24 protein-coding genes are annotated in these 22220 nt (G+C 64.0%); 11 read left to right on the top strand and 13 right to left on the bottom strand.

Annotation, left to right across the window (positions count from 1 at the left end; translation table 11 throughout):
- Positions 1-38 precede the first annotated feature (38 nt).
- Both LB528_RS20740 and LB528_RS20735 read right to left on the bottom strand, forming a co-directional pair.
- Positions 39-1595, bottom strand: a complete 1557-nt coding sequence (locus LB528_RS20740; protein ID WP_224716114.1) for an amino acid permease — start codon at positions 1593-1595, stop codon at positions 39-41.
- A gap of 20 nt (positions 1596-1615) precedes the next feature.
- On the bottom strand, positions 1616-2434 hold the full coding sequence (locus LB528_RS20735) for an N-formylglutamate amidohydrolase (protein ID WP_224513995.1): 819 nt from the start codon (positions 2432-2434) through the stop codon (positions 1616-1618).
- 143 nt (positions 2435-2577) lie between these two features.
- On the opposite strand from LB528_RS20735, the gene LB528_RS20730 reads away from it, so the two are divergent.
- Complete coding sequence (locus LB528_RS20730; RefSeq protein ID WP_224513993.1) at positions 2578-3402, top strand: MurR/RpiR family transcriptional regulator; 825 nt, start codon at positions 2578-2580, stop codon at positions 3400-3402.
- A 22-nt stretch (positions 3403-3424) separates the two neighbouring features.
- Here the strand turns inward: LB528_RS20730 and LB528_RS20725 are convergent, their stop codons facing one another.
- The 6 genes from LB528_RS20725 to LB528_RS20700 form a co-directional block, all read right to left on the bottom strand.
- Complete coding sequence (locus LB528_RS20725; protein WP_224513990.1) at positions 3425-3835, bottom strand: GtrA family protein; 411 nt, start codon at positions 3833-3835, stop codon at positions 3425-3427.
- A complete protein-coding gene (locus LB528_RS20720) occupies positions 3832-4650 on the bottom strand; it encodes a ChbG/HpnK family deacetylase (RefSeq protein WP_224513988.1) in 819 nt (272 codons plus the stop codon). The genes LB528_RS20725 and LB528_RS20720 overlap by 4 nt, the downstream gene beginning before the upstream one ends.
- Positions 4647-5615, bottom strand: coding sequence for a glycosyltransferase family 2 protein (locus LB528_RS20715; protein WP_224513986.1), 969 nt, complete (start codon positions 5613-5615; stop codon positions 4647-4649). Before LB528_RS20715 ends, LB528_RS20720 begins: the two co-directional genes overlap by 4 nt.
- The gene (locus LB528_RS20710) at positions 5608-6774 is read right to left on the bottom strand and encodes a glycosyltransferase 87 family protein (RefSeq protein WP_224716113.1); all 1167 of its coding nucleotides are present in this window, start codon (positions 6772-6774) and stop codon (positions 5608-5610) included. Before LB528_RS20710 ends, LB528_RS20715 begins: the two co-directional genes overlap by 8 nt.
- A 225-nt stretch (positions 6775-6999) precedes the next feature.
- Positions 7000-8037, bottom strand: a complete 1038-nt coding sequence (locus LB528_RS20705; RefSeq protein ID WP_224716112.1) for a zinc-binding dehydrogenase — start codon at positions 8035-8037, stop codon at positions 7000-7002.
- 5 nt (positions 8038-8042) lie between these two features.
- Entirely contained in the window at positions 8043-9284 is a 1242-nt protein-coding gene (locus LB528_RS20700; RefSeq protein WP_224716111.1) for an acyl-CoA dehydrogenase family protein, read from the bottom strand.
- 121 nt (positions 9285-9405) lie between these two features.
- On the opposite strand from LB528_RS20700, the gene LB528_RS20695 reads away from it, so the two are divergent.
- The 5 genes from LB528_RS20695 (at position 9406) to LB528_RS20675 (ending at position 12984) form a co-directional block, all read left to right on the top strand.
- Positions 9406-10221, top strand: coding sequence for an SDR family oxidoreductase (locus tag LB528_RS20695; RefSeq protein WP_224716110.1), 816 nt, complete (start codon positions 9406-9408; stop codon positions 10219-10221).
- Between the two features lie 52 nt (positions 10222-10273).
- Entirely contained in the window at positions 10274-10753 is a 480-nt protein-coding gene (locus LB528_RS20690) for a MaoC family dehydratase (protein ID WP_095766281.1), read from the top strand.
- A complete protein-coding gene (locus LB528_RS20685; RefSeq protein WP_224716109.1) occupies positions 10750-11784 on the top strand; it encodes a phosphotransferase family protein in 1035 nt (344 codons plus the stop codon). Before LB528_RS20690 ends, LB528_RS20685 begins: the two co-directional genes overlap by 4 nt.
- A gap of 148 nt (positions 11785-11932) precedes the next feature.
- A complete protein-coding gene (locus LB528_RS20680) occupies positions 11933-12577 on the top strand; it encodes a TetR/AcrR family transcriptional regulator (RefSeq protein WP_224513970.1) in 645 nt (214 codons plus the stop codon).
- 164 nt (positions 12578-12741) lie between these two features.
- Positions 12742-12984 carry a DUF680 domain-containing protein gene (locus LB528_RS20675; RefSeq protein ID WP_224716108.1) on the top strand — a complete coding sequence of 81 codons (243 nt, stop codon included), beginning with the start codon at positions 12742-12744 and terminating at the stop codon, positions 12982-12984.
- Between the two features lie 120 nt (positions 12985-13104).
- Here LB528_RS20675 and LB528_RS20670 read toward each other — a convergent pair whose 3' ends face one another.
- The 5 genes from LB528_RS20670 to LB528_RS20650 form a co-directional block, all read right to left on the bottom strand.
- Entirely contained in the window at positions 13105-13329 is a 225-nt protein-coding gene (locus LB528_RS20670; RefSeq protein WP_224716107.1) for a hypothetical protein, read from the bottom strand.
- A gap of 184 nt (positions 13330-13513) precedes the next feature.
- Complete coding sequence (locus tag LB528_RS20665; protein ID WP_224716106.1) at positions 13514-14098, bottom strand: sarcosine oxidase subunit gamma; 585 nt, start codon at positions 14096-14098, stop codon at positions 13514-13516.
- Positions 14091-17084, bottom strand: a complete 2994-nt coding sequence (locus tag LB528_RS20660; RefSeq protein ID WP_224716105.1) for a sarcosine oxidase subunit alpha — start codon at positions 17082-17084, stop codon at positions 14091-14093. Before LB528_RS20660 ends, LB528_RS20665 begins: the two co-directional genes overlap by 8 nt.
- Positions 17081-17377, bottom strand: a complete 297-nt coding sequence (locus tag LB528_RS20655; protein WP_040997306.1) for a sarcosine oxidase subunit delta — start codon at positions 17375-17377, stop codon at positions 17081-17083. The genes LB528_RS20660 and LB528_RS20655 overlap by 4 nt, the downstream gene beginning before the upstream one ends.
- Before the next feature lie 72 nt (positions 17378-17449).
- Entirely contained in the window at positions 17450-18703 is a 1254-nt protein-coding gene (locus LB528_RS20650; protein ID WP_224716104.1) for a sarcosine oxidase subunit beta, read from the bottom strand.
- Positions 18704-18906: 203 nt separating this feature from the next.
- Between LB528_RS20650 and LB528_RS20645 the strand changes: the two genes are divergently transcribed.
- From LB528_RS20645 to LB528_RS20625, 5 genes are all read left to right on the top strand, one after another.
- On the top strand, positions 18907-19275 hold the full coding sequence (locus LB528_RS20645) for a YrdB family protein (RefSeq protein WP_224716103.1): 369 nt from the start codon (positions 18907-18909) through the stop codon (positions 19273-19275).
- Between the two features lie 102 nt (positions 19276-19377).
- A complete protein-coding gene (locus LB528_RS20640; RefSeq protein ID WP_224716102.1) occupies positions 19378-20136 on the top strand; it encodes an SDR family oxidoreductase in 759 nt (252 codons plus the stop codon).
- Between the two features lie 108 nt (positions 20137-20244).
- Entirely contained in the window at positions 20245-20631 is a 387-nt protein-coding gene (locus LB528_RS20635; RefSeq protein ID WP_224513958.1) for an SET domain-containing protein, read from the top strand.
- Positions 20632-20808: 177 nt separating this feature from the next.
- Positions 20809-21075 carry a 30S ribosomal protein S21 gene (gene rpsU, locus LB528_RS20630; protein WP_027165252.1) on the top strand — a complete coding sequence of 89 codons (267 nt, stop codon included), beginning with the start codon at positions 20809-20811 and terminating at the stop codon, positions 21073-21075.
- Between the two features lie 132 nt (positions 21076-21207).
- Positions 21208-22059 carry a tetratricopeptide repeat protein gene (locus LB528_RS20625; protein ID WP_224513956.1) on the top strand — a complete coding sequence of 284 codons (852 nt, stop codon included), beginning with the start codon at positions 21208-21210 and terminating at the stop codon, positions 22057-22059.
- Positions 22060-22220: the final 161 nt, after the last annotated feature.

Raw genomic sequence — 22220 nt, 5'->3', positions numbered from 1 at the left:
GGCCGGCATTGCGCCGGCCATGGTCAGAGATTGAAGATTCAGTGGCCGGTCTCGCCGACCGCCTGTTCGGCCGCCTTGATCGCCGCCTGGCGCGCCGCGATGATGTCGCCAAGCGGCGGGCCCTGGAAACGGTTACGCTCGAAGGCAAACCAGACGATCGCCGTCAGGATGAAGAAACCGACGGTGATGTAGAGCGCCCAGTCGTTCGGCGGCTGGATGCCGATGACGAAGATCAGGATCATCGACACGATCGACAGAACGCCGAACAGCATGAAGACGCCGCGCCCCATGTTCCACGGGCCCATCTTGTCCCATTTCGGCGTTCCCCAGGCCATCATGCCGAGCACGATCGGCACGATGAAGGAGAGGAACAGGAAAATGACGGTGCAGGACACCACGATCGTATAGGCCGAGGTGCCGGCGACCGAGACCACCGACGAGCCCCATACGAACAGCACCGACAGGATCGAGGCCGTCCAGATCGCCGCCACCGGCGTACGGTGGGTTGGGCTGACCTTGGCCAGCGCCGACGAGCCAGGCAGGCCGCCGTCACGCGAGAAGGCGAAGATCATGCGCGAGGCCGAGGTGACGGTGGCAAGACCGCACAAGAGCTGCGCGATGAACACCACAAGGTAGACGAACTCCTTGAGGCCCGGACTGACGCGCTGGTCGAAAGCCCAGAAGAACACGTTCCAGCCCTGCTTGGCGGCATCGTCCATGTTCGGGATCATCAGCACGAAGGCGGCCAGGAACAGATAGCCGAACAGCGCCGACCAGACGACCGACATGACCATCGCGCGCGGCACGGAAGAAGCCGCCTTGATGGTCTCTTCCGACGTATGCGCCGAGGCGTCGTAGCCGGTGATCGTGTAGATCGGCAGCAGGAGGCCGAGCGCGAACACCCAGGCATTCGACACCGACGGCCACACACCATTGCCGGCGTCGCCGGAGTAGTTGTGGAAGGTGAAGAGGCGGCTGAAATCCCAGGTCTCGGCCGAAAGCAGGCAGACCACCGCGATCAGGATCGAGCCGAAGAAGATCAGATAGCCGGAGAAGTCGGTCAGTTTCGCCGTCAGCTTGATGCCGAGATGGTTGATCAGCGCCTGGGCACCGGTGATAATGACCAGGAAAATCATCTGGTTGGTCAGCGTGCCCTCGATGCCGAGCGCCGGACCGAAGGCGCCGACGAAGAAGGTCCATGTGCCCACATTGATGGCGCCGAGCACGGTAATCAGGCCGAGCAGGTTGAGCCAGGCCGTCACCCAGCCGGTGCCGCGATTGCCGAGGATCGAGCCCCAGTGATAGAGCCCGCCGGCCGTCGGATAGGCCGAACTGATCTGCGACATAGCCACGGCAAAGGTGAGCGAGACAAAGCAGCCGACGAGCCAGCCGATACCGATGCCGATGCCGCCTGCGCCCGAGGTCGCCTGAGCCAGCGAATTGATGCCGCCGGACAGAATGCAGATGATGGAGAAGGAAACCGCGAAATTCGAAAAGCGGCTGAGGCGCCGCTCCAGTTCCTGGGCATAGCCCATGCTGTGAAGGACCTGAATGTCGTCCGCCTTATCGACTTCGGTATAGTCGTCTGCTGCCATTGGAAGTCCCCTATTGGTTCTTAGCTGGCCGATTGTACTGACTTTCCCATTGCGCTTTGTCGGGAGCCCCTGGCCTCCTCGGGCTCCAGATTCGAAAATATGCCTGTGAGCAGATCCGCCCATTTCCGCTGCCCGGTCTCGCCGGAGATTTCGTCGTTGCGGATTTCGATCATCGCGCAGGCAAGGCCGCGCGAACGCGCGTGCCGCTCCAGCGTGAAATAGACGCGGTCGGCCGGCGAATAGGGTTCGTTGACGCCAACGGTGACGCCGGCAAGCCGCTGCAGCGCCGCGACCAGGGGCGTCGCCAGGCGGCGGTCGTCATCATGGATGATGCCGATATGCCAAGGCCGGCTCTTGCCCTTGTAGACCGGCGTGAAGGAGTGCACCGACACCAGACGCGTCTCCTGACCCCGCGCCAGCCGCTGCTCGACGATCTCGGCGATCGTGTCGTGGAACGGGTGCCAGGCAAGGTCGATACGGGCGGCGCGCTGCTTGTCGGACAGGCTCGAATTGCCGGGAATGACTGTCGTCTCGCTGACCGGCGGAACAAGGTCGGGCGCGTCGAGCGGCCGGTTGCAATCGATGACGAGCCGCGACACGCGGGTCTCGATCAAGGTCGCGTCGAGCGCCTGCGCCATGCGGCTGGCAACGGGAAGCGCGCCCGGATCCCAGGCGATATGGCGCGAAAGATCCGCGGCCGGGAGGCCAAGCGTTCCGAACTCGGCGGGCAGAAAATTCGAAGCGTGATCGCAGGTGAAGACGAAGGGGCTGGATCCGCCGGGGTTGGTCACCCTTACGGTCTCAGACGGTGCAAGGCTAGCGGGCCGAGCTTTCTCCATTATCGTCCCCTGCGGGGCGCTGTATCTTATGTTACGTATTTTGTCTCATTGCGTCCCTATGAATGATTTCATACAGTTTGGTCGGCTTTGTCAAACGCGAATTCGGGAAAATGGCGGCGGCGGGTCAACGGGCGGGGGAAAACATGATTTCCAGCATTGCCGAACTGATCTCGGACCGCATCGGCACGATGCCGGCCGGCGAGCGACGCGCCGCCCAGACGCTGATTGCCAACTATCCTTTGACCGGACTGAAGACGGTCGCGGAATTCTCGGCCGCGGCCGGCGTATCCTCGCCGACGATCCTGCGCTTCGTCGCCAGGCTCGGCTTCCAGAACTACCCCGAATTCCAATCGGCGCTGCAGGATGAGCTGGCAGCGCAATTGCAGTCGCCGGCTTCGCGCACGCTCAATCCAAGCTCGGCCGGCGGCGCCGTTTCGCCGATGCTCGAGGCGACGCTCGACAATATGCGCGAGACCTTCCGCCACCTCACCGACAAGCAACTCGCCGATATCGCCGCGCGGCTTGCCGAACGGCGCGGCAAGACCTTCCTCATCGGCGGCCGTTTCACCGATCCGCTGGCGCGCTACATGGCAGCGCATCTCGCCATCATCCAGCCGGATGTCTATCATCTCGCCGGCCAGGAGAGCATCTGGCGCGACCGGCTGATCGACATGGGCAAGCGCGACGTTCTGGTGATCTTCGACATCCGCCGCTACCAGGACAGTCTTGTCCGCTTCGCCGAGAAAGCTCATCAGCGTGGCGTGCAGATCATTCTCTTCACCGACCAGTGGCTTTCGCCGATCGCCCGCTTCGCCCGCCACGTGATCGCCGGACGCACCGCCGTGCCTTCGGCGTGGGATTCATCCGCCGCTCTGTTCGTGGTCGCCGAAACGCTGATCGGCGCCGTGACCAGGCAGCTGGAAGCGGCCGGCGCCAAACGCATCCGCGACCTCGAGAGCCTGCGCTAGCGGCCGGATACCGGCCGAGTAACTACTTTACGAGCCGGCCCTCGATCGACCAGCGCGCCGCCAGGAAGTTCAGCACGGCCGCGACCACGACGCCGATGATCTTGGCCGGCCAGACGCCTGCGATCCCGGCCAGTGCCGTGATCGAGAGGCTCGAAACGCCAAGCGAAATCAGCGCCCCCAGCGAGACGAAGCGCAGGAAGGAATGGTGCAGCCGGATGCCCCGGTCCCGCTCGAACGACCAGAAGCGGTTCGCTACGAACGAGAAGAGCACCGCGACGAACCAGGCGCCGACATTGGCGGCCAAAGCCGGCACCGCAAGCTTGAGCAGCAGGAAGAATGCGGTGAGGTCGATCCCGGTGTTGACCAGCCCGACCAAGGCGAAACGGACGACCTTGTTGCCGGTCGAACGCTGCTGCGGCTGGCCGGCGCTCATGCTTTGCCGTCCATGACGCGCGTTCCGGCCCGTTCGAGGTTGGCGCCGAAATCCTCGGAACTCAGAACCGTGAACTCGACCTCACGCACGTCCTGCATCGGGTCCCGCGCCCGTAAAATGTCATCGACATGGCCCGGATGGCACATGAACAGCCCGTGTTCGGGCAAGGTGTCGACCGCGGCGCGCAGCGTCGAAGCGAATTTTTGCGGCTGCCGCCAGTCATAGATGCCGCAAAGCGGCGTCATGACGCAGAAGCCCGCCCGTTGCATCGCTCTGTTGAAACCCGCGGCCAGAGCGGCGATCGCCGCGATCTTGGCCGCCGCGTCCAGGCCGGCAAGCCCGGGCGCGCCGCGCAGCGCCGGCTTGTGTGCGCTCTCCCCAAACCGGCCGAGCAACCAATTCCGTACCACGGGAAGAAAATGCCCATGCTGGTGTCCGTCGATGTGGTCGGGCGGGCCGGACAGCGCTTCGGTGAACCGGTCGTACTGGGCGTCGAGCTCGGCATGAATGTCCCGCTCGTCGATGCGCCCGCGCCGCACCGGCAGCGCAAGAGAGGCGAGCCCGGGCAGCTTGCCTTCCGGCGCCAGGCTGGACGAACCGGTCGCGGCGATCTGATCGGTGAGGGTCAGGTGCAATCCGATGGCCGCCCGTCGACGGAACGGCCTTATCCGCGCCGCCGCCTCTTCCCATTCGGGAAAGCCGGTCATGCAACTGGTCCCGGTCAGACGGCCGCGTTCAATAAGGTCGAGGATCGCACCCGACACCCCCGGCGCGATGCCGTAATCGTCGGCGATCAGGCGGATCGGCCGGGTCATTTGCCGGGAGCGACCTGCTCGGCGCCATTGCCATGCAGCACGTCGCGCACGATGTAGACGGGCCGGTCCTTGCTTTCGCTGAGCGTCACCCAGACATACTCACCGATCAGGCCGAGCAGCGCCAGGTTGAGGCCTCCAAAAAGCACGACGGCGACCATGATACTGGGGTAGCCAGGCACGGCGATGCCGTAGAACAGCACCTCGAACAGCACCTTCACGCCATAGGCGAGACCTGCGAATGCCGCCAGCAATCCGATAAGGCTGATGACGCGCAGCGGGATCACGGAAAACGAGGTGAACCCTTCAAGCGAGAACGCGATCAGGTTGAACCTTGTCCATTTGGACGTGCCGCTGGCGCGGTTTTCCGGCGAGTAGAGCACCGCCTTCTGGCGGAAGCCGGCCCAGGCGAACAGCCCCTTGTTGAAACGACGCTTGTCGCGCACGCTGGTCAAGGCACGCGCCACGGCGCCGCGCATGACGCGGAAGTCTCCGGCATTTTCGGGGATATCGAAGCGCTGACTGCTGTTGATCAGCCTATAGAAGAGCCGCGCCAACTGGCTGCGCCGCCAGCTCCCCTCGCGCCGGTCGTTCTGCGCGTAAACGACATCGATCTGCGGATTCTCGACCAGTTCTGCGATCATCCTCAGGCTGATATCCATGGAATGCTGGAGGTCGGAATCCATGATCAGGACCATGTCGCCGCGGGAATGATCGAGGCCGGCGAGCACCGCCGCTTCCTTGCCGAAATTGCGGCTCAGCCGCACGATCTCCCAGGAGCCGGAGAGCGCAGCTGCAAACGTCTCGGCACTGCCGTCGCGGCTGCCGTCGTCGACGAGTATCTTGCGGACCGCCATACCGAAGCGCTCCGCTACGGCCGCCTCCAGCCTGTCGAGCAGCCCGACAAACGCAATGGCGGATTCGGCCTCGTTGAAGAACGGCGCGATGATGTCGAGCATCTCAGCCATGCGCGACGGCCCCGGCGGCAGGCGCCTTCTGTCTGCCTTGCGTCCAGAACCAACCGACGAGCACGCAGGCGATTATGCTGATGCTGATCGGCCGGAACCACGGGTGGAAAAGATCGTGCATTCGCAGGTCGGCACTGGTCAGTCCGGTGACGAAGAGGAACGCCGCCAAGAACCAGCACATGGCCCCGGCTCCCTTCTCCCGCCAAAGCAAGGCGATGGAGAGACCGGCAGGCACCGCCACCATGGCGTAAGTGTTCTGCTCGACCCGCGGATTGAAGACGCACATGTAGAATGCCGCGGCGAGAAAGATGGCGAGTCCGCTGATGTTGGTGTCCAGCCTACGGTCGAACTGGAGCACCAGCCAAAGCGTCAGCAGACCGGCGAACACGCGCACGATCGTCGCGTCAAACTCCGAAAGCGGCATCCCAAACCGCGCGAAGGGCGCCGTGAAGTCGGCCGGGACGAAGGGGCCGGTTGGGTCGACCGTCATCGAAGTCAGCAGCCGGAAGAAATCGTGATATTGCGCGTTGACGTAGTCGGTCGACGCAAAACCATAGGGGATGGCGAGCGCGACGAGCACCGCCAGCACCAGCACCGGTATCAGCCTGGGGCGCAGCGCTCCCGCCAGAAGCAGCATGATGATCGCGGTCGGCTTGGCGATGATCGCAAGCATGGCCCAGAAGAAGCTTTCGGCCCGGCGTCCCTCGAGTGTCGACAGCGTGAGAAACCAGCACGCCCCCGTGAGCAGGATCGTCGCCTGGCCGTTGCGAAGCGCCGCAAGCGCCACTGGCAAGGCAAGGAAAAGACCGAAGGACAGCAGCCATGTCTGCTCCTGGCCGCCAAGCTTGCGCACCTGACGCATCGCGGCAAAGGTGAGTACCGAAAAGCCCAGTATGTGCCACAAATCATCGCCCAGATACGGCCCGAGCTTCAGCAGGGGAACATAGAGGACGGCGAAGGCTGGAGCGTATAGATAGCCCATGGCGACTTCGACCTGATACAGTGGCTGACCGCTCAGAAACGCTTCACTGCCATGTCTGTAGATATGGACCACCGAACGCGCATCGGGCGACCACAGCGCCAGGCCAAGCACGATCAGAAACGACCCGACCCAAAGCCAAAATCCCAAACGGTCGAAAACCGGCTTGGTTACCATCATAGCGGACCCCGCACTCCGACCAGGACGGCTTTCCCATCGCCGCCTGGCTTCACCGCCGGCGAGATATCACATCGAATGCAATAAAACATCCGAGCGTGACTGTTACCGGCGCGGCGCAAGGGAAGGCGCAACAGCGGCATTTTTCCGCCGCTATTTTGTCGATCACAGCTTTGTGTTCGAGGCATTGGCCCGAGGTCTGAACGGCTGCGATCGACCCTCGGGTGCTTACGGCTTGATGAACACCTTTCCGTTGGGCTTGGCGAGCTCGGCCGGCAGCCGCGCCATCGCCTCGTCCAGCGGCACGACCGCCGTGACCTCGGTCGACCAGCGTCCGTCGGAAAAGCGCTTCTGCGCTTCCAGCACCGCCGGGCCCAGCCTGTCGCGGAACTGCGGCATCCATTCGGCCAGCCAGAAGCCCTCGACGCGCTTGTGCTGGAAGATCAGTTGGCCGGGCTCGCGGATCACAGTCGGCTCGGCGTCGAGCCTGCCATAGACGATCCAGCGCGCGCGTTTCGGCATGGCGTTGAAGATGGTGGAAGCCAGCGGGCCGGTGACGGCGTCGAGGAAAATGCGCGGCTGCTCGGCCTTGATCGCCTCGCGCAACGCCACCTCGAAATCCGCCGCCTTCTCGTTGAGCACATGGGCGGCGCCGAGTTCCTTCAAAAGCGGGATCTGCTCGTCGCGGCGCACCGTGACGATCGGCCGGAAACCTTCCTCCTTCGCCAGCCCGATGATCAGTTTGCAGAGCTGGCTGGCGCCGGCCGTCATGATGAAGGATTTTTCGCCTTCCTCCCTGACGATGTCGAACATGGCCAAGGCGGTCAGCGGATTGACAATCATCGCCGCGCCGTCCTCGTCGCGCACCGTGTCGATGAGCGGGATGCAGGACGCGGCCTCGGCGACGGCATAATCTGCCCAGGCGCCCCAGTTCGACACGCCGGTGGCAAAGGCGACGCGTTTGCCTGCAAGGCTCCTTGCATAGGGATCATCACCCGTGGCGACGACAATGCCGACGCCCTCGAAACCCGCGGGACGGCCCTTGACCCGCGGCTGGCCGTACTGGCCCTTGATGAAGGCGATGTCGGACGGGTTGATCGAGGCAAGGCTGACCTTGATCAGCGCCTGTGCCGGCCCGGGCGCCGGCACGGCTATGCGGCCGGGCTGGAGGTAAGGCTCCATCGCTTCGAGCGCAGCCGCCGAAGGCGTCCGGGTGTAACCATCGCCGACAAGCAGCAGACCCTGCATTTGCGATGGAAGCGTCATGGCCGTCAGACCTTTTCCTGCGTGTATCTCTTCAGTTCCGTGCGCGCCACCTGGCGCCGGTGTACGGCATCCGGCCCATCGGCCAGCCGCAATGTCCTCAAATGCGTCCAGGAGCGGGCGAGCGGCGTGTCCTGGCTGATGCCTTGCGCACCGAACATCTGCACCGCCTCGTCGGTGACCTTCAGCGCGACCCGAGGCGCCACCACCTTGATCTGGCTGATCCAGGGGGCGGCCGCGCGAGCGTCTCCCTGGTCGATCATCCATGCAGCCTTGAGGCACAAGAGCCGCGCCATCTCGATCTCCATGCGGCATTCGGCGATGATGTCGACGTTGGCGCCGAGCTTTGCCAGCGACTGGCCGAAGGCCGCGCGCCGCACCGAGCGCTGGCACAGCATCTCCAGCGCCATCTCTGCCTGGCCGATGGCGCGCATGCAGTGATGGATGCGGCCGGGCCCGAGCCGCCCCTGCGCGATCTCGAAACCCCTGCCCTCGCCGAGGATCAAATTCGCCGCCGGCACTCGTACATTCTCGAATTTCAGATGCATATGCCCATGCGGCGCGTCGTCATCGCCATAGACCTGCATGGGTCGCAGCTTGGTGACGCCCTTGCTGTCCGAGGGCACCAGGATCATCGAATGCCGGCGATGCTGCGGCTCCTCGTCCGATCCGGTCCTGACCATGACGATATATATGGCGCAGCGCGGATCTCCCGCTCCGGAAGCCCACCATTTTTCACCGTTGAGCACATAGTCCTCGCCGCGGCGCTGGCAGCGCATCGAAATGTTGGTGGCATCCGAGGACGCCACGTCCGGCTCGGTCATCAGATAGGCCGAACGGATTTTCCCTTCGAGCAGCGGCTCCAGCCAGTCCCGCTTGTGCGCTTCCGAGCCGTATCGCTCCAGCACCTCCATGTTGCCGGTGTCGGGCGCCGAGCAGTTGAAGGTCTCGGCGCCAAGATGCGCCTTGCCCATCTCTTCCGCCAGATAAGCGTATTCGACGGTGGAAAGGCCGTAGCCGCGCTTGGAATCGGTGAGCCAGAAATTCCACAAGCCGCGCTCGCGCGCCGTCTTCTTCAAGCCTTCCAGGATTTCCGTCTGCCTGGCCGTGTAGGCCCAGCGGTCGCCCCCCTTGCCGACTTCGGCGAGAAACTCTTCGCCGAGCGGCGCGATCTCGTCACGCACCATCGCCGCCACGCGCTGGTGGATCGGCTTCAGCCGCTCGGTCATGCCGAGATTCATGTCCGCCATCGCTTCCGCCTCTCTCGAAGATAAATCTTTACCCGTGGCAAGGATGACCGTACTTCGGCTAGCCTTGTCAACGCGAGTCCTTGGGCGAGTTCCCCTGCCGGGCAGGGTGCGGAGAAACACGATGAGCTATCTGGACAAGCTGTTCTCGGTCGCCGGCAAGACCGCGCTGGTGACGGGCGCGGCGACCGGCATCGGCCGTATGGTGGCGACCGGGCTGGTGCGCGCCGGCGCTCATGTGATGATCGCTTCGCGCAAGGGCGTGGATTGCGCGAAAGTCGCACACGAATTGAACGCGCTCGGCGGCTCCGGCCGTGCCGAGGGCTTTGCCGGCGACGTGTCGAGCGAAGCGGGCATCGCGGCACTCGTCGCCGAGGTCAAGGCACGCACGGAACGCCTGCACATCCTGGTCAACAATGCCGGCATTTCCTGGGGCGCGCCGCTGCAGGATTTCCCCTACCACGCCTGGGCCAAGGTGTTCGGCGTCAACGTCACCGCCGTCTTCCACCTGACACGAGAGCTCTTGCCGCTGCTCGATGCCGCGGCGAGCGACGAGGACCCGGCCCGCGTGATCAATCTCGGCTCGGTGATGGGCACCCAGCCGCTGGCAGACGACGCCTATTCCTACGCGGCTTCGAAAGCCGCGGTGCATCATTTGACGCGCACGCTGGCGATCGAGTTCGCCGCCCGCCGCATCACCGTCAACGCCTTTGCGCCCGGCCCTTTCCAGAGCCGCATGACGGCGTTTGCCACCGCGACTGAAGAGCAAGCGAAACATGTCGGTAACCATGTTCCGCTCGGCCGCATCGGCGTGGCGGATGACATTGCCGGCGCAACGCTTTATTTGTGCAGCCGTGCCGGAAGCTATGTCACCGGCGCCATCCTGCCTATCGACGGCGGCCAGTCGGTGCAGCATGGAATGACTTTGTTCAAGGAATAAGCTGCCCGGGTAGAGGAATCGCTATCCGGGCGGGGGTGCGGAGGACATCAGCGTGGAACCGATCAGTCTCGATACGCTTCTGGCAAGCGTCGGCAAGGAGGTCGGCGTCTCGCCTTGGCGAACGGTCACGCAGCGCATGATCGACCAGTTCGCCGATGCGACCGACGACCACCAGTTCATCCATTGCGATCCGGAGCGCGCCGCGCGCGAGACGCCGTTTGGCGGCACCATCGCGCATGGCTTCCTGTCGCTGTCGCTTTTGTCGGCAATGACCTTCGAGACCATGCCGCCGCTGGAAAACAGCAAGATGGGCGTCAACCACGGCTTCGACACGCTGCGTTTCCTGGCGCCGGTGAAGACGGGTTCGCGCATTCGCACCCGCTTCGTGCTGGCGGACGTCAAGGTGCGGCCGTCCGGCTGGGTGCAGACGGCGCATGACGTGACCATCGAGATCGAGGGTTCGAAGAAACCGGCGCTGACGGCGCGCTGGCTGACCTTGACACTGATCGAGCGTCAGCCCGAGAACGCATGAGCGGCGAGGCCGGTGCCATAGACCAGGCGGCGCTTGCGCCCTATCTGGAGGCGCATATTCCGGGCTTTGCCGGCCTTTCCGCGATTGAAAAATTCAAGTCCGGCCAGTCCAATCCGACCTATCTTTTGACCGCCGCCAGCGGCCGCTATGTGCTGCGCGCCAAGCCGCCGGGGCAATTGCTGAAATCCGCGCATCAGGTCGACCGCGAGTTCCGCGTCATGCGGGCGCTTGCCGGCACGGCGGTGCCGGTGCCGCGCATGCTGCATCTATCAGGCGAAGAATCCCCGATCGGCCGCATGTTCTATGTCATGGAATATCTCGACGGCCGCATCTTCTGGGATCCGTCACTGCCGGACGTTTCCGGCAATGAGCGCGCCGCGATCTACGACGCGATGAACGCGACGCTTGCCGCCATGCACGACGTCGATGTAGATGCCGTCGGCCTTGGCGATTTCGGCAAGCCCGGCAGCTATTTCGAACGCCAGCTTGCGCGCTGGACCGGCCAGTACCGGGCCTCCGAAACCGAAACCATAACCGATATCGACAGGCTGATTGCGTGGCTCGAAACGCACATGCCGGCCGATGACGGCCGCGTTTCGCTTGTCCATGGCGACTACCGGCTGGACAACATGATGTTCGCGCCTGGCGCGCCGAAAGTCATCGCGGTGCTCGACTGGGAGCTGTCGACGCTCGGCCATCCCTTCGCCGACCTCGCCTATCAATGCATGCAGTGGCGTCTGCCGCATGCCTCGGGTTTTCGCGGTCTTGACGGCGTCGATCGCGCGGCTGCCGGCCTGCCTTCCGAGGAAGCCTATGTCGCCGCTTATTGCCGCAGGCGCGGCATCGAGGGGATCGACAGCTGGACCTTCTTCCTCGCCTTTGCCTTCTTTAGGCTGGCGGCGATCTGCCAGGGCGTCTACCGCCGCGCGCTGGACGGCAACGCCTCCAATCCGGAAAAGGCAAGGACCTACGGCCAGGCGGTAAAACTGCTCGCCGCGCTCGCGGTGGAACTGATCGACGAGAACAGCTGAACGCGGAGGAGCCGAGCGATGGGCCGTTTCGATGCGATGACGGTACTGATCACCGGCGCGACCGGCAAGGGAACCGGAGGCGCTCTTGTCCGTTTCCGTACAGCGTATATAATTTTGTCAGGCAACCAATCACAAAGGCAGGCGTATATTGGCGCTGAGCGTTCAGAAACGCCGCGAGAAACAGAAGGCAGAGCTTCGCTCGGAACTGGTCGCGGCGGCTCACAAGCTGGTCCAGGAAGAGGGCTACGAGGGCTTGACCATCCGCAAGCTGGCCAAGCGGGTCGGCTACGCGCCGATGTCGGTCTATTCCTATTTTGCCGACAAGCAGGACATTCTGTTCGCGCTGGCCGAAGACGCCTTCGAAACGCTCGCCCGTCGCATCGAGGAGCACCCCGCGGACGATCCGGTCGAGGCGCTGCGGGCGGTGATGACCGAATATGCCGCCTTCGGGCTCGGCAACCCCAATGAATACCGTACCGTCTTCATGACCGAGAAAACCAGGCTGCCCGAGGGACGCAGCTACGAGGACATGGAAGAGGGCAATCCGGCGATGAAGGTGCTGATAAGCCGGGTCGAGGCATGCGTGGCCGCCGGCAAGCTCAAGGGCGACCCGCGCGCCATCGCCACCATGCTGTGGACCGTTGGCCACGGTACGATTTCGCTCTTGATCACCTTCCCCTTTTATCCGTTCGGTGACCCCCAGGCCTATGTGAAGCGGATGTGCGACTTCATGCTGGCCTCATTGTCAGCCCGGGATATCCCCCCGCTCACCGAAACACCCGTCAATTGCTGACCGGCATTTGCGCCGGTTTTCCGTGATGCCGATCGCTTGGTTTCGCGCGACGAATTCCTATGTTCAAGAAAAGTTCTCGTACGCGTACAAATTCCCTCTTGAATTCAGCTTCCGTTAACCGTATTTGTACGCCATATCGTACATGTACGAACTGGAGATGGAAGATGAAGAAGATGATCCTCGCCCTTGCCACGGTGCTGGCCTTCCCGGGCGCCGCCTTCGCCGGCGCGGGCCATCCGGCCAAGCAGGCCCCCGCGGCGGCGGCCTGCCCTCAGGCCAATACCAATGTGGTTCTCGATTGCACCGCGACCGGTTCGGTCGAAAAGGGGGACGCCGCCAAGACCCAGACCACCAAGGGGCCGCGGCTCGGTATCGACGTGAACCCCTGGTTCGTGCCCGGTCTCTAAAGCAATTCCAGCTTAAAGCTCAGCGGCTTCGAAGCACTGCAAAAGCGAAAAACGAAAAAGGGCGGCACTTGGCCGCCCGTTTTCGTTTCGCCTGAAGTCCGATTGCCTGCTGCGACGGCGCTACTTCTTGCGCGACTTCAGTCCAGGCACGGTCTTGGCCTTGCCGGGCTTTGCCGGCCCCCCGGGGATGGAAGTGCTGGTGACCGATACCGGATCGCTGGCCGGAAACGTGTCCTCGAGGCCTTCCTCGAATTCCTCTTCCTCAAGCTCGCGACGACTTTCGTGCTCCAGCGAACGGACTGCAGCTGTCTTCTTGGATGACTTCGGCGCGGATTTGGACGGCATCGGCAATCTCCCTCGCTAAGCAGTTCCAGGAAAGTGCGCAGCGGTTTTCCGTCCGGAACTGCGTCAGAACAAACATTTAGAGCGGCTGCGCGTTTCATGAAACGCCCAACCGCTCTGATCGCAGAAACGATGCGGGATCGGTGAAGGTTCCCTCAAGCTGGTCGTTCGGCCGGGTTACCGCAGATCAGTTCGCCGCGTCGCCTGCCGCTTCCGACAACAGGGTAAAGACATAGTCCGAGAAGGAACGCCAGCATTCCACGCGGAAGCCGTCGACCGCGCTGCGCAACAGCACGACCTCGGATTTGCCGAGAATGGTGCGCGAGGCAGCACCCACCGGGAAAGCCTCGAGCGACAGGTCCTGGGGGCAGCCCGAATTGACCGTCGCCGCGGCCGCCGGTCCGACAACCGAAATCGCGACATTGCGGTGCGAGATGCCGACCGCCGAATGCAGCGCCGTCACCTTGGCGCAGTCGGCGAGCGGATCGTTGCCCGCTTCGTCGATGACCATCCATTCGTCCGGCCCGAGCCACAGCGCCGTGCGCCCATCCTTCGTCGCCGAGCTCTTCGGCTTGACTGGCAGTGTCACGCCGAGCGCCTTGGAAAGTGCAGCGACTGAAGCCTGCGGCGCGCGCAGCGAGATGCGTTCGGCCGGCGGCAGCATCTCGACCTTGACACCCGATGCCGACAGCGTGCGGCCGGCAAGCGCGGGCCGACGCTCAACGGAAGCGGAACCAGCAGCGGCTTTTGTCTTGGCGGCGGCCTTAGCCATTGAGGCGTTCTCCCTTCTCGTCGACGAACACCATGCCGGTGACTTCCACCTCGATCGTGCCGTTCGGCATCGGCACATAAAGCGTCTCACCCATGCGGTCGCGGCCGCCGGCGACCAGCGCCAGTGCGATCGAACGGCCGCAATTCTCCGACCAGTAGCTGGAGGTGACGTGGCCGATCATCTTCATCGGAATAGGTTGCTTCGGATCGGCGACGATCTGCGCGCCCTCTTCCAGCACCACCTTCGGGTCCTTGGTCTTCAGGCCGACAAGCTGCTTGCGGCCTTTGGCCACAAGGTCCGGCCGGGTCAGGCCGCGAATGCCGACAAAATCGGTCTTCTTCTTGCCGACCGCCCAGTCGAGCCCGGCGTCGTTCGGTGTGACTGTGCCGTCGGTATCCTGGCCGACGATGATGTAGCCCTTCTCGGCGCGCAGCACGTGCATCGTCTCGGTGCCGTAGGCGGTCGCGCCATGCTTCTGGCCTTCGGCCCACAGCGCTTCCCACACAGCCTCGCCGTAATCGGCCGGCACGTTGACCTCGAAGCCGCGCTCGCCAGTGAAGGACATGCGGAACAGCCTCGTCGGTACGCCGCAGATCCTGCCCTCGCGCACCGACATATGCGGCATCGCCTCGTCCGACATGTCGATGCCTTCGACCAGCGGCGCGATGATGTCCCGCGACTTCGGCCCCTGCACCGCTATCACCGCCCATTGTTCGGTGATCGAGGTCAGCCAGACATTGAGATGCGGGAATTCGGTCTGGAGGTAGTCCTCCATGTGATTCATGACGCGCGGCGCGCCGCCGGTCGTGGTCGTCACGTGGAAGCGGTCCGGCGCCAGCCTGCCGACGACGCCGTCATCATAGATGAAGCCGTCCTCGCGCAGCATGATGCCATAGCGGCAGCGGCCGGTTTCGAGCTTCTCCCACGGATTGGTGTAGAGCAGCTCCATGAACTTTGCCGCATCCGGCCCGACCACCTCGATCTTGCCGAGCGTGGAGGCGTCGAACAGCCCGCCGACCTTGCGCACCGTCACGCATTCGCGGTTGACGGCGGCATGCATGTCTTCGCCCGCCTTGGGGAAATACCAGGCGCGCTTCCAGTGGCCGACATCCTCGAACACAGCACCATGCGACGCCGCCCAGCCATGCGTTGCCGTGCGCCGGGTCGGGTCGAACAAGGCGCCGCGCGCGTGGCCGACGATCGACCCGAAGGTGACCGGCGTGTAGGGCGCGCGGAACGTGGTGAGACCGACCTGCGGGATCGGCTTGCCGAGTTCCTCCGCGGCGATCGCCAGGCCATGCATGTTCGACGTCTTACCCTGGTCGGTCGCCATGCCGTTGGTGGTGAAGCGCTTGACATGCTCGATCGAGTGCATGCCTTCATGCACCGCCTGGCGGATATCCTTGGCGGTGACATCGTTCTGGAAATCGACGAAGGCCTTGACCGTGGTGCCCGGCCCGGCTCCGGGCGCTGCGCCTAGCATGCCACGCGACCAGCTCTCGCCGGCGTCGACCTTGGGCTTGGCGCCCTTACCAACCTTGCCGCCGGCCTCCTTCGCTGCCTTGGCGCCCGCCGCGAAAGCCTCGTCAACTGAAGCGGCCAGCCCGTCGGTGCCGTTGCAGGCGCCGACCGAGACGCAGTCCTGCGCATAGGTGCCGGGCACGAAGCGCTTTGTCTCGTCGTTGAAGGCGACCTTGCCGCGCGACTGCGAGAACAGATGCACCGACGGTGTCCAGCCGGCCGACATCAGGATCGCATCGACCGGGATGGTGCGCTCGCCGCCGCCATTCTTCGGCTGCACGGTCATTGAGGATACGCGCAATTTGCCGCCGGCGCTGACCACCGCGCGGCCGAAATTGATCTCGATGCCGAGCGCCCTCGCCTCGTCGATCACCGGTCCGGCCGGGTTGTCGCGCAGGTCGACAATCGCCGCGATGTTGATGCCGGCCTTCTTAAGGTCAATCGCGGCGGCGTAAGCGGAGTCATTCGCCGTATAAACGCCGACATTCCTGCCGACCGCCACGCCATAGTGATTGAGATAGGTGCGCGCCGCCGAGGCCAGCATTACACCCGGACGGTCGTTGTTGGCGAAAACCATGTGACGCTCGATGGCGCCGGTGGCGATGACGACGCGATTGGCGCGAACCTGCCACAGGCGCTCGCGCGCCAGCTCGCGGCCCGGGTTCTTGAGATGGTCGCTGACCCGTTCGACCAGGCCGACGAAGTTCTGCGCGTAGTAGCCGAAGGCCGTGGTGCGGGAGAGCACGCGCACATTGTCCATGGCCTTGAGCTTGGCGATCGCCGCTTGCGCCCAGGCATAGCCGTCCTGGCCGTCGATCCTGGCGCCGCTCTCGAAGCGCAGGCTGCCGCCGAATTCGGCCTGCTCGTCGGCAAGGATCACCCGCACCCCGGTTTCGGCCGCGGCGAGCGCGGCCGCGATGCCGGCGGCGCCGCCGCCCAGCACCAGCACCTCGCAATGCGCGTAGCGCGCGGCATAATGGTCCGGATCCGGCTTCTCGGGCGAAACGCCGAGGCCTGCGGCAGCGCGGATCTTCGGCTCGTAGAGATCCTTCCAGGCCCATTTCGGCCACATGAAGGTCTTGTAGTAGAAGCCGGCCGAGAACATCGGTGATGCAAGGTCGTTGACCGCGCCGACGTCGAAGGCAAGCGACGGCCAGCGGTTCTGCGAATTGGCCGTCAGCCCGTCATAGAGCTCCTGCACGGTGGCCCGCACATTAGGCGTCTTGCGCGCATCATCGCGCACGATCTGCACCAGCGCGTTGGGCTCTTCCGCGCCGGCCGACAGGAAGCCGCGCGGACGGTGATATTTGAACGAGCGCCCGACGAGATGCACGCCATTGGCGAGCAGCGCCGAGGCCAGCGTGTCGCCCTCGATGCCGATGTAGGGCTTGTCGTCGAAGCTGAAGGAGGCGGTCTTCGCCTGGCTGAGGCGACCGGCGCCCGAAATGCGGAAGACAGCGTTCATTTCGAGGCTCCGGGCAGCTTCGCGGGCTTCGGCTCGCCGGCCTTGTAGGTCATGACGAACTTGTCGGTGACGGTGTCGCGCACGGCGTTGAAGAAGCGCGCGCAGCCATGGATGTGCCGCCAGCGCTCATAGATGACGCCTTTGGGATTCGCGCGGATGAAGAAGAATTTCTCGAAATCGTCGTCGCTCTCGGCGGCAATGTTGGTTGGGCGCGCGATATGCGCCTCGCCGGCATTGCGGAACTCGAGTTCCGGGCGCTCTTCCTCGCAATAGGGGCAGCGGATGAGAAGCATCTGGGTGATCCTAAAACTTGCCGTGACCGGCGCACGCGCCGGCTAAGTGAAAGCAAATCGGCTGAGCCGTCATCAGTGCGCCACCGCCGCCGCGGCGGCCTCGTCGATGAGACGTCCAGTGCGGAAGCGCTCCAGCGTGAAGGGCGCATTGATCGGGTGCGGCTCGTCCCTGGCGATCGTATGTGCGAAGACATTGCCCGAGCCGGGCGTCGCCTTGAACCCGCCCGTGCCCCAGCCGCAATTGACGTAGAGGCCCTTGACCGGCGTCTTCGCCAGGATCGGCGAGCGGTCGGGGGTCACGTCGACGATACCGCCCCAGGAGCGCAGCATCTTCATGCGGGTGAAGATCGGGAACATCTCGCAGATGGCGTCGAGCGTGTGCTGCAATATATGCAGGCCGCCGGTCTGCGAATAGGAGACATACTGGTCGGTGCCGGCGCCGATGACCAGCTCGCCCTTGTCCGACTGCGAGATATAGGCGTGCACCGTGTTCGACATCACCACACAGGGCACCACCGGCTTGACAGGCTCCGACACCAGCGCCTGCAGCGGATAGCTTTCGAGCGGCATGCGCACGCCGGCCATGTTCATGATGACCGACGAGTGGCCGGCCGCGACCACGCCGACTTTTTTGGCGCCGATGAAGCCGCGCGTCGTCTCCACCCCGCTGACCGCGCCATTGGCCGCGCGCTTGATGCCGGTGACCTCGCAATTCTGGATGATGTGCACGCCGCGCGCCGAAGCGCCGCGCGCATAGCCCCACGCGACCGCGTCGTGGCGCGCCGTGCCGCCTCGGCGCTGCAGCGCGGCGCCCATCACTGGATAGCGCGCATCCTTGGAGATGTTGAGCGGCGGGCAGAATTCCTTCGCCTGTTCCGGCGTCAGCCATTCATTGTCGATGCCGTTGAGCCGGTTGGCATGGATGTGGCGCTTGAACACCTGGACGTCATGCACATTGTGCGCCAGCATCATGACGCCGCGCGGCGAATACATGACGTTGTAGTTGAGCTCCTGGCTGAGCCCGTCCCACAGCTTCAGCGCGTGGTCGTAGATGCCGGCGCTCTCGTCATAGAGGTAGTTGGAACGGATGATGGTGGTGTTGCGGCCGGTGTTGCCGCCGCCGAGCCAGCCCTTCTCCAGCACCGCGATGTTGGTGATGCCGTGCTCGCTCGCCAGATAATAGGCCGTCGCCAGGCCGTGTCCGCCGGCGCCGACGATGATGACGTCGTATTCCTTCTTCGGCTCGGGCGACGTCCACTGCTCTTCCCAGCCTCTGTGGCCGCGCATCGCCTCGCGGGCAATGGCGAATACCGAGTATTTCTTCACGTTAAGCCTCGCGCCAAAAATCGCGGATGTCGTTCGGGCCTCTCCCGTCACGCGAGGTGTATCACTAGCGAAACCGCGATGTCATCCTTGCGCTGTTTGCGACGGCGCTTGCCGTTTTGCGCCACACTCAAAACGAAGCGTCTGCTCTGGCTTCCGTGGTTCTGTTCGGCGACACTCCTGCCGCGTGATGCTGGAGGTCGACAATGGGTAATGCCTGGTGGAATCTGACCCTGCGCTTCCTGCTGGAACTTGCAGCGCTGCTTGGGCTTGGCATGGCCGGCTGGAGCTTTGCCGTCGGGTTCAGCCGCTGGATTCTTGCTGTCGCCTTGCCGCTCGTCGCGGCGGTGCTGTGGGGTACTTTCGCCGTGCTCAACGATCCGAGCCGGTCGGGTCGAGCTCCAGTGCCGGTGCCCGGCGCCGTCAGGCTGGCGCTGGAACTTGTCATCCTGTGTGGCGGCGCCGCGGGATTCTATCTGACCGGTCACGCGGCCATCGGCATCATCATGGCTCTACTGATTGCCCTCAGCTACGCCTTCTCGATCGACCGGCTGGCTTGGCTGTTGCGCCAGTAGGGCAATGGCGGCTTTGCCGGTTTCGGGTGGCCGAGGCAATCCTCATCTGCGACCAAGCATCCAACCGCCGGCATGCCCGGCGCAAAGGAAGGATGCAAAGACATGTTGACCCTTGCAAACGAAGTCGCGATCGTCACCGGCGCGAGCTCCGGCATCGGCCGCGCCACCGCCAAACTGTTTGCCGAGCAAGGCGCAAGCCTGGTCGTCGCGGCCCGGCGTCAGGCTGAACTCGACGTGCTTGTCGGCGAGATCGAGGATGCCGGCGGCATGGCGGCCGCACTTGCAGGCGACGTAAGGGACGAAGCCTACGCACAGGCCCTGGTGGAGCTCGCTGTGGCTCGCTTCGGCGGACTCGACATCGCCTTCAACAATGCCGGCGCCGTTGGCGTGATGGGGCCGGTGCCCGACATGACCCCGGCCGCGTGGCATGAGACGATGGACACCAATCTGACCAGCGCCTATCTCGCCGCGAGACATCAGATTCCGGCCATGCTGGAGCGCGGCGGCGGCTCCCTGATCTTCACCTCGAGCTTCGTCGGCTACACCGCCGGCATGCCGGGCATGGCGGCCTATGCCGCGGCCAAGGCCGGACTGATCGGCCTGACGCAGGTGCTCGCTGCCGAATACGGTCCGCAAGGACTGCGCGTCAACGCGCTGCTGCCCGGCGGCACCGACACGCCCGGCGCAACCACGACCACGCCCGAGGCGCGCGCTTTCGTCGAAGGCATTCACGCTTTGAAGCGCATGGCGCAGCCGGAAGAGATCGCACGCTCGGCCCTTTACCTTGCCTCGGATGCCTCGAGCTTCACCACCGGCACAGCCTTGTTTGCCGATGGCGGCGTCTCGATCAACCGGACCTGATCCGGCCGGCAGGCTGGAAACAGCTCATCCGCTGAAATGTAGCGGTGCGGCCTTGCATTTCGGCGCAAATTGACGATCTCGTTTCCCGTCGAAAACGGACGGGAAACGATGCTGCTGATCAGAACCTATGTTGCCCAGAGCGCCATCGAGGGCGTCGGCGTCTTCGCCGCCGAGCCGATCCGCAAGGGCGCTTCGATCTGGCGCCTCGACCCGGATTTCGACCGGCTGATCCCGATGGATAAATATGAGACCGCGCCGCCGCATCTGCGCGAGTTGCTCGACCGCTACGCCTATCCGAGCCCGGACAGGCCCGGCTTCATGGTCTATGAGGTCGACAATGGCCGCTTCATGAATCATTCGGAATGGCCGAACACGGATTTCTCGCAATATGGCGGCGCCACCGCCATTCGCGATATCGCCGCCGGCGAGGAAATCACCTGCGATTATGGCGAGTTTTTCGAGGACTTTGCGCGCCTCCATCTGACGACCGCGTAGGGCGAACAAATGTCCGGGCGCAGCGCTCGGGTTTTGATCGCTGTTCTGGCAATCAGAGGTGGACATCCCAGCCTGATTCTGCTATCAGCCGCCACAATTCGCGGTGCAGCTCGCCGCGGAGGCATGTCAGCTATGGCTGTTTGCCTAACGATTTCAAACCCGAAGACAGGATTGCCCGTGCAGGTACTCGTCCGCGACAACAACGTTGATCAGGCGCTTCGCGCGCTGAAGAAGAAGATGCAGCGCGAAGGTATTTTCCGCGAAATGAAGATGCGCGGTCATTACGAGAAGCCGTCCGAGAAGCGTGCCCGCGAGAAGGCGGAAGCCGTGCGCCGCGCCCGCAAGCTGGCCCGCAAGCGCGCCCAGCGCGAAGGCCTGCTGCCGATGACCCCGCGCCCGGCTCCGGCTGGTGCTGCCGGCGCATCGCGCTCGCCGCGTTCATAACGCCAATTTTTCGTCCTTTTCGAAGGATACCGAGGGTGGCGCGATGCGGAATCGCCGCCACCTTTTTGTTTATAGATTCGAGCCGGTTCGGAGAGGGAACGGACTGACGGCGCCGCGGCAGTGAGGACAAAGATGAACGCTATTACCGTAGAGCGCAAAACCGCTTTTCGCGGCTTCGCCCTGACGGCGGCCCTGCTTTCGGGTCTGGTGCTTGCAGCATGCCAGACGACCCCGACAGGTGAGTTCAATTCGATCGACAAGGCGCAAGCGTCGAGCGAGAACATCTCGTCGCTGTCGGCAGTCATCCAGCGCAATCCGCAGGATCCCGAGGGCTATAACGTGCGGGGCTCGGCCTATGGCCGCGGCGGCCAGTACCAAGCGGCGCTCAAGGACTTCAACCAGGCCATCCAGCTCAATCCGAACTTCTACCAGGCCTATTCGAACCGCGCGCTGATCCAGCGCTTCCTCGGCAATCAGCAAGCAGCTTTGGCCGACTACAACCGTGCGATCCAGATCAACGCCAACTACGACGCCGCCTATATCGGCCGTGGCAATCTCTACCGCAAGGCGGGCCGCACCCAGGATGCCTTCAACGACTTCCAGAAGGCGATCCAGCTCGACACCACCGATGCCCGCGCCTATCACAATCGCGGCCTGATCTATCAAAGCCAGGGTCAGCACAAATTCGCCATCGAGGATTTCTCGACCGCGATCTCGCTGGCGCCGGACGCCGCCGAGCCCTACAACGGCCGCGGCCTCTCCTACCTGGCGACAGGCGACGAGGACAACGCCTTCGCCGACTTCAACATGGCTATCAAGCTCGACGGCAAGAACGCCGAGGCATGGGCCAACCAGGCGCTGATCTACGAGCGGCGCGGCGACAAGGGAAGGGCGGCCAAGTCCTATCGCGAAGCTGTCCACCTCGACCCCAACTACCAGCCGGCCAAGGACGGTCTTTCGCGCACCGGCGGCAACGCCAGCTGATCGGAAGCCGACGCCAACAGGCTGTTTTGCACGACGCACGGTCGTCACCGGCGACCTAGTGTTGCGCCGCGGGGACGCCGCTAGCGATCCGTTAACCGCCCAAGGCGAAGCGTTAACCTTCGTCATGTTCGCGCCAAGTTTTCGGCGGAACGCTCGACGCA

This window comes from Mesorhizobium sp. CA4 (assembly GCF_020165075.1).
In the GTDB taxonomy this organism is placed as follows: domain Bacteria; phylum Pseudomonadota; class Alphaproteobacteria; order Rhizobiales; family Rhizobiaceae; genus Mesorhizobium.
This window is presented reverse-complemented; position numbering and strand designations above follow the sequence as displayed.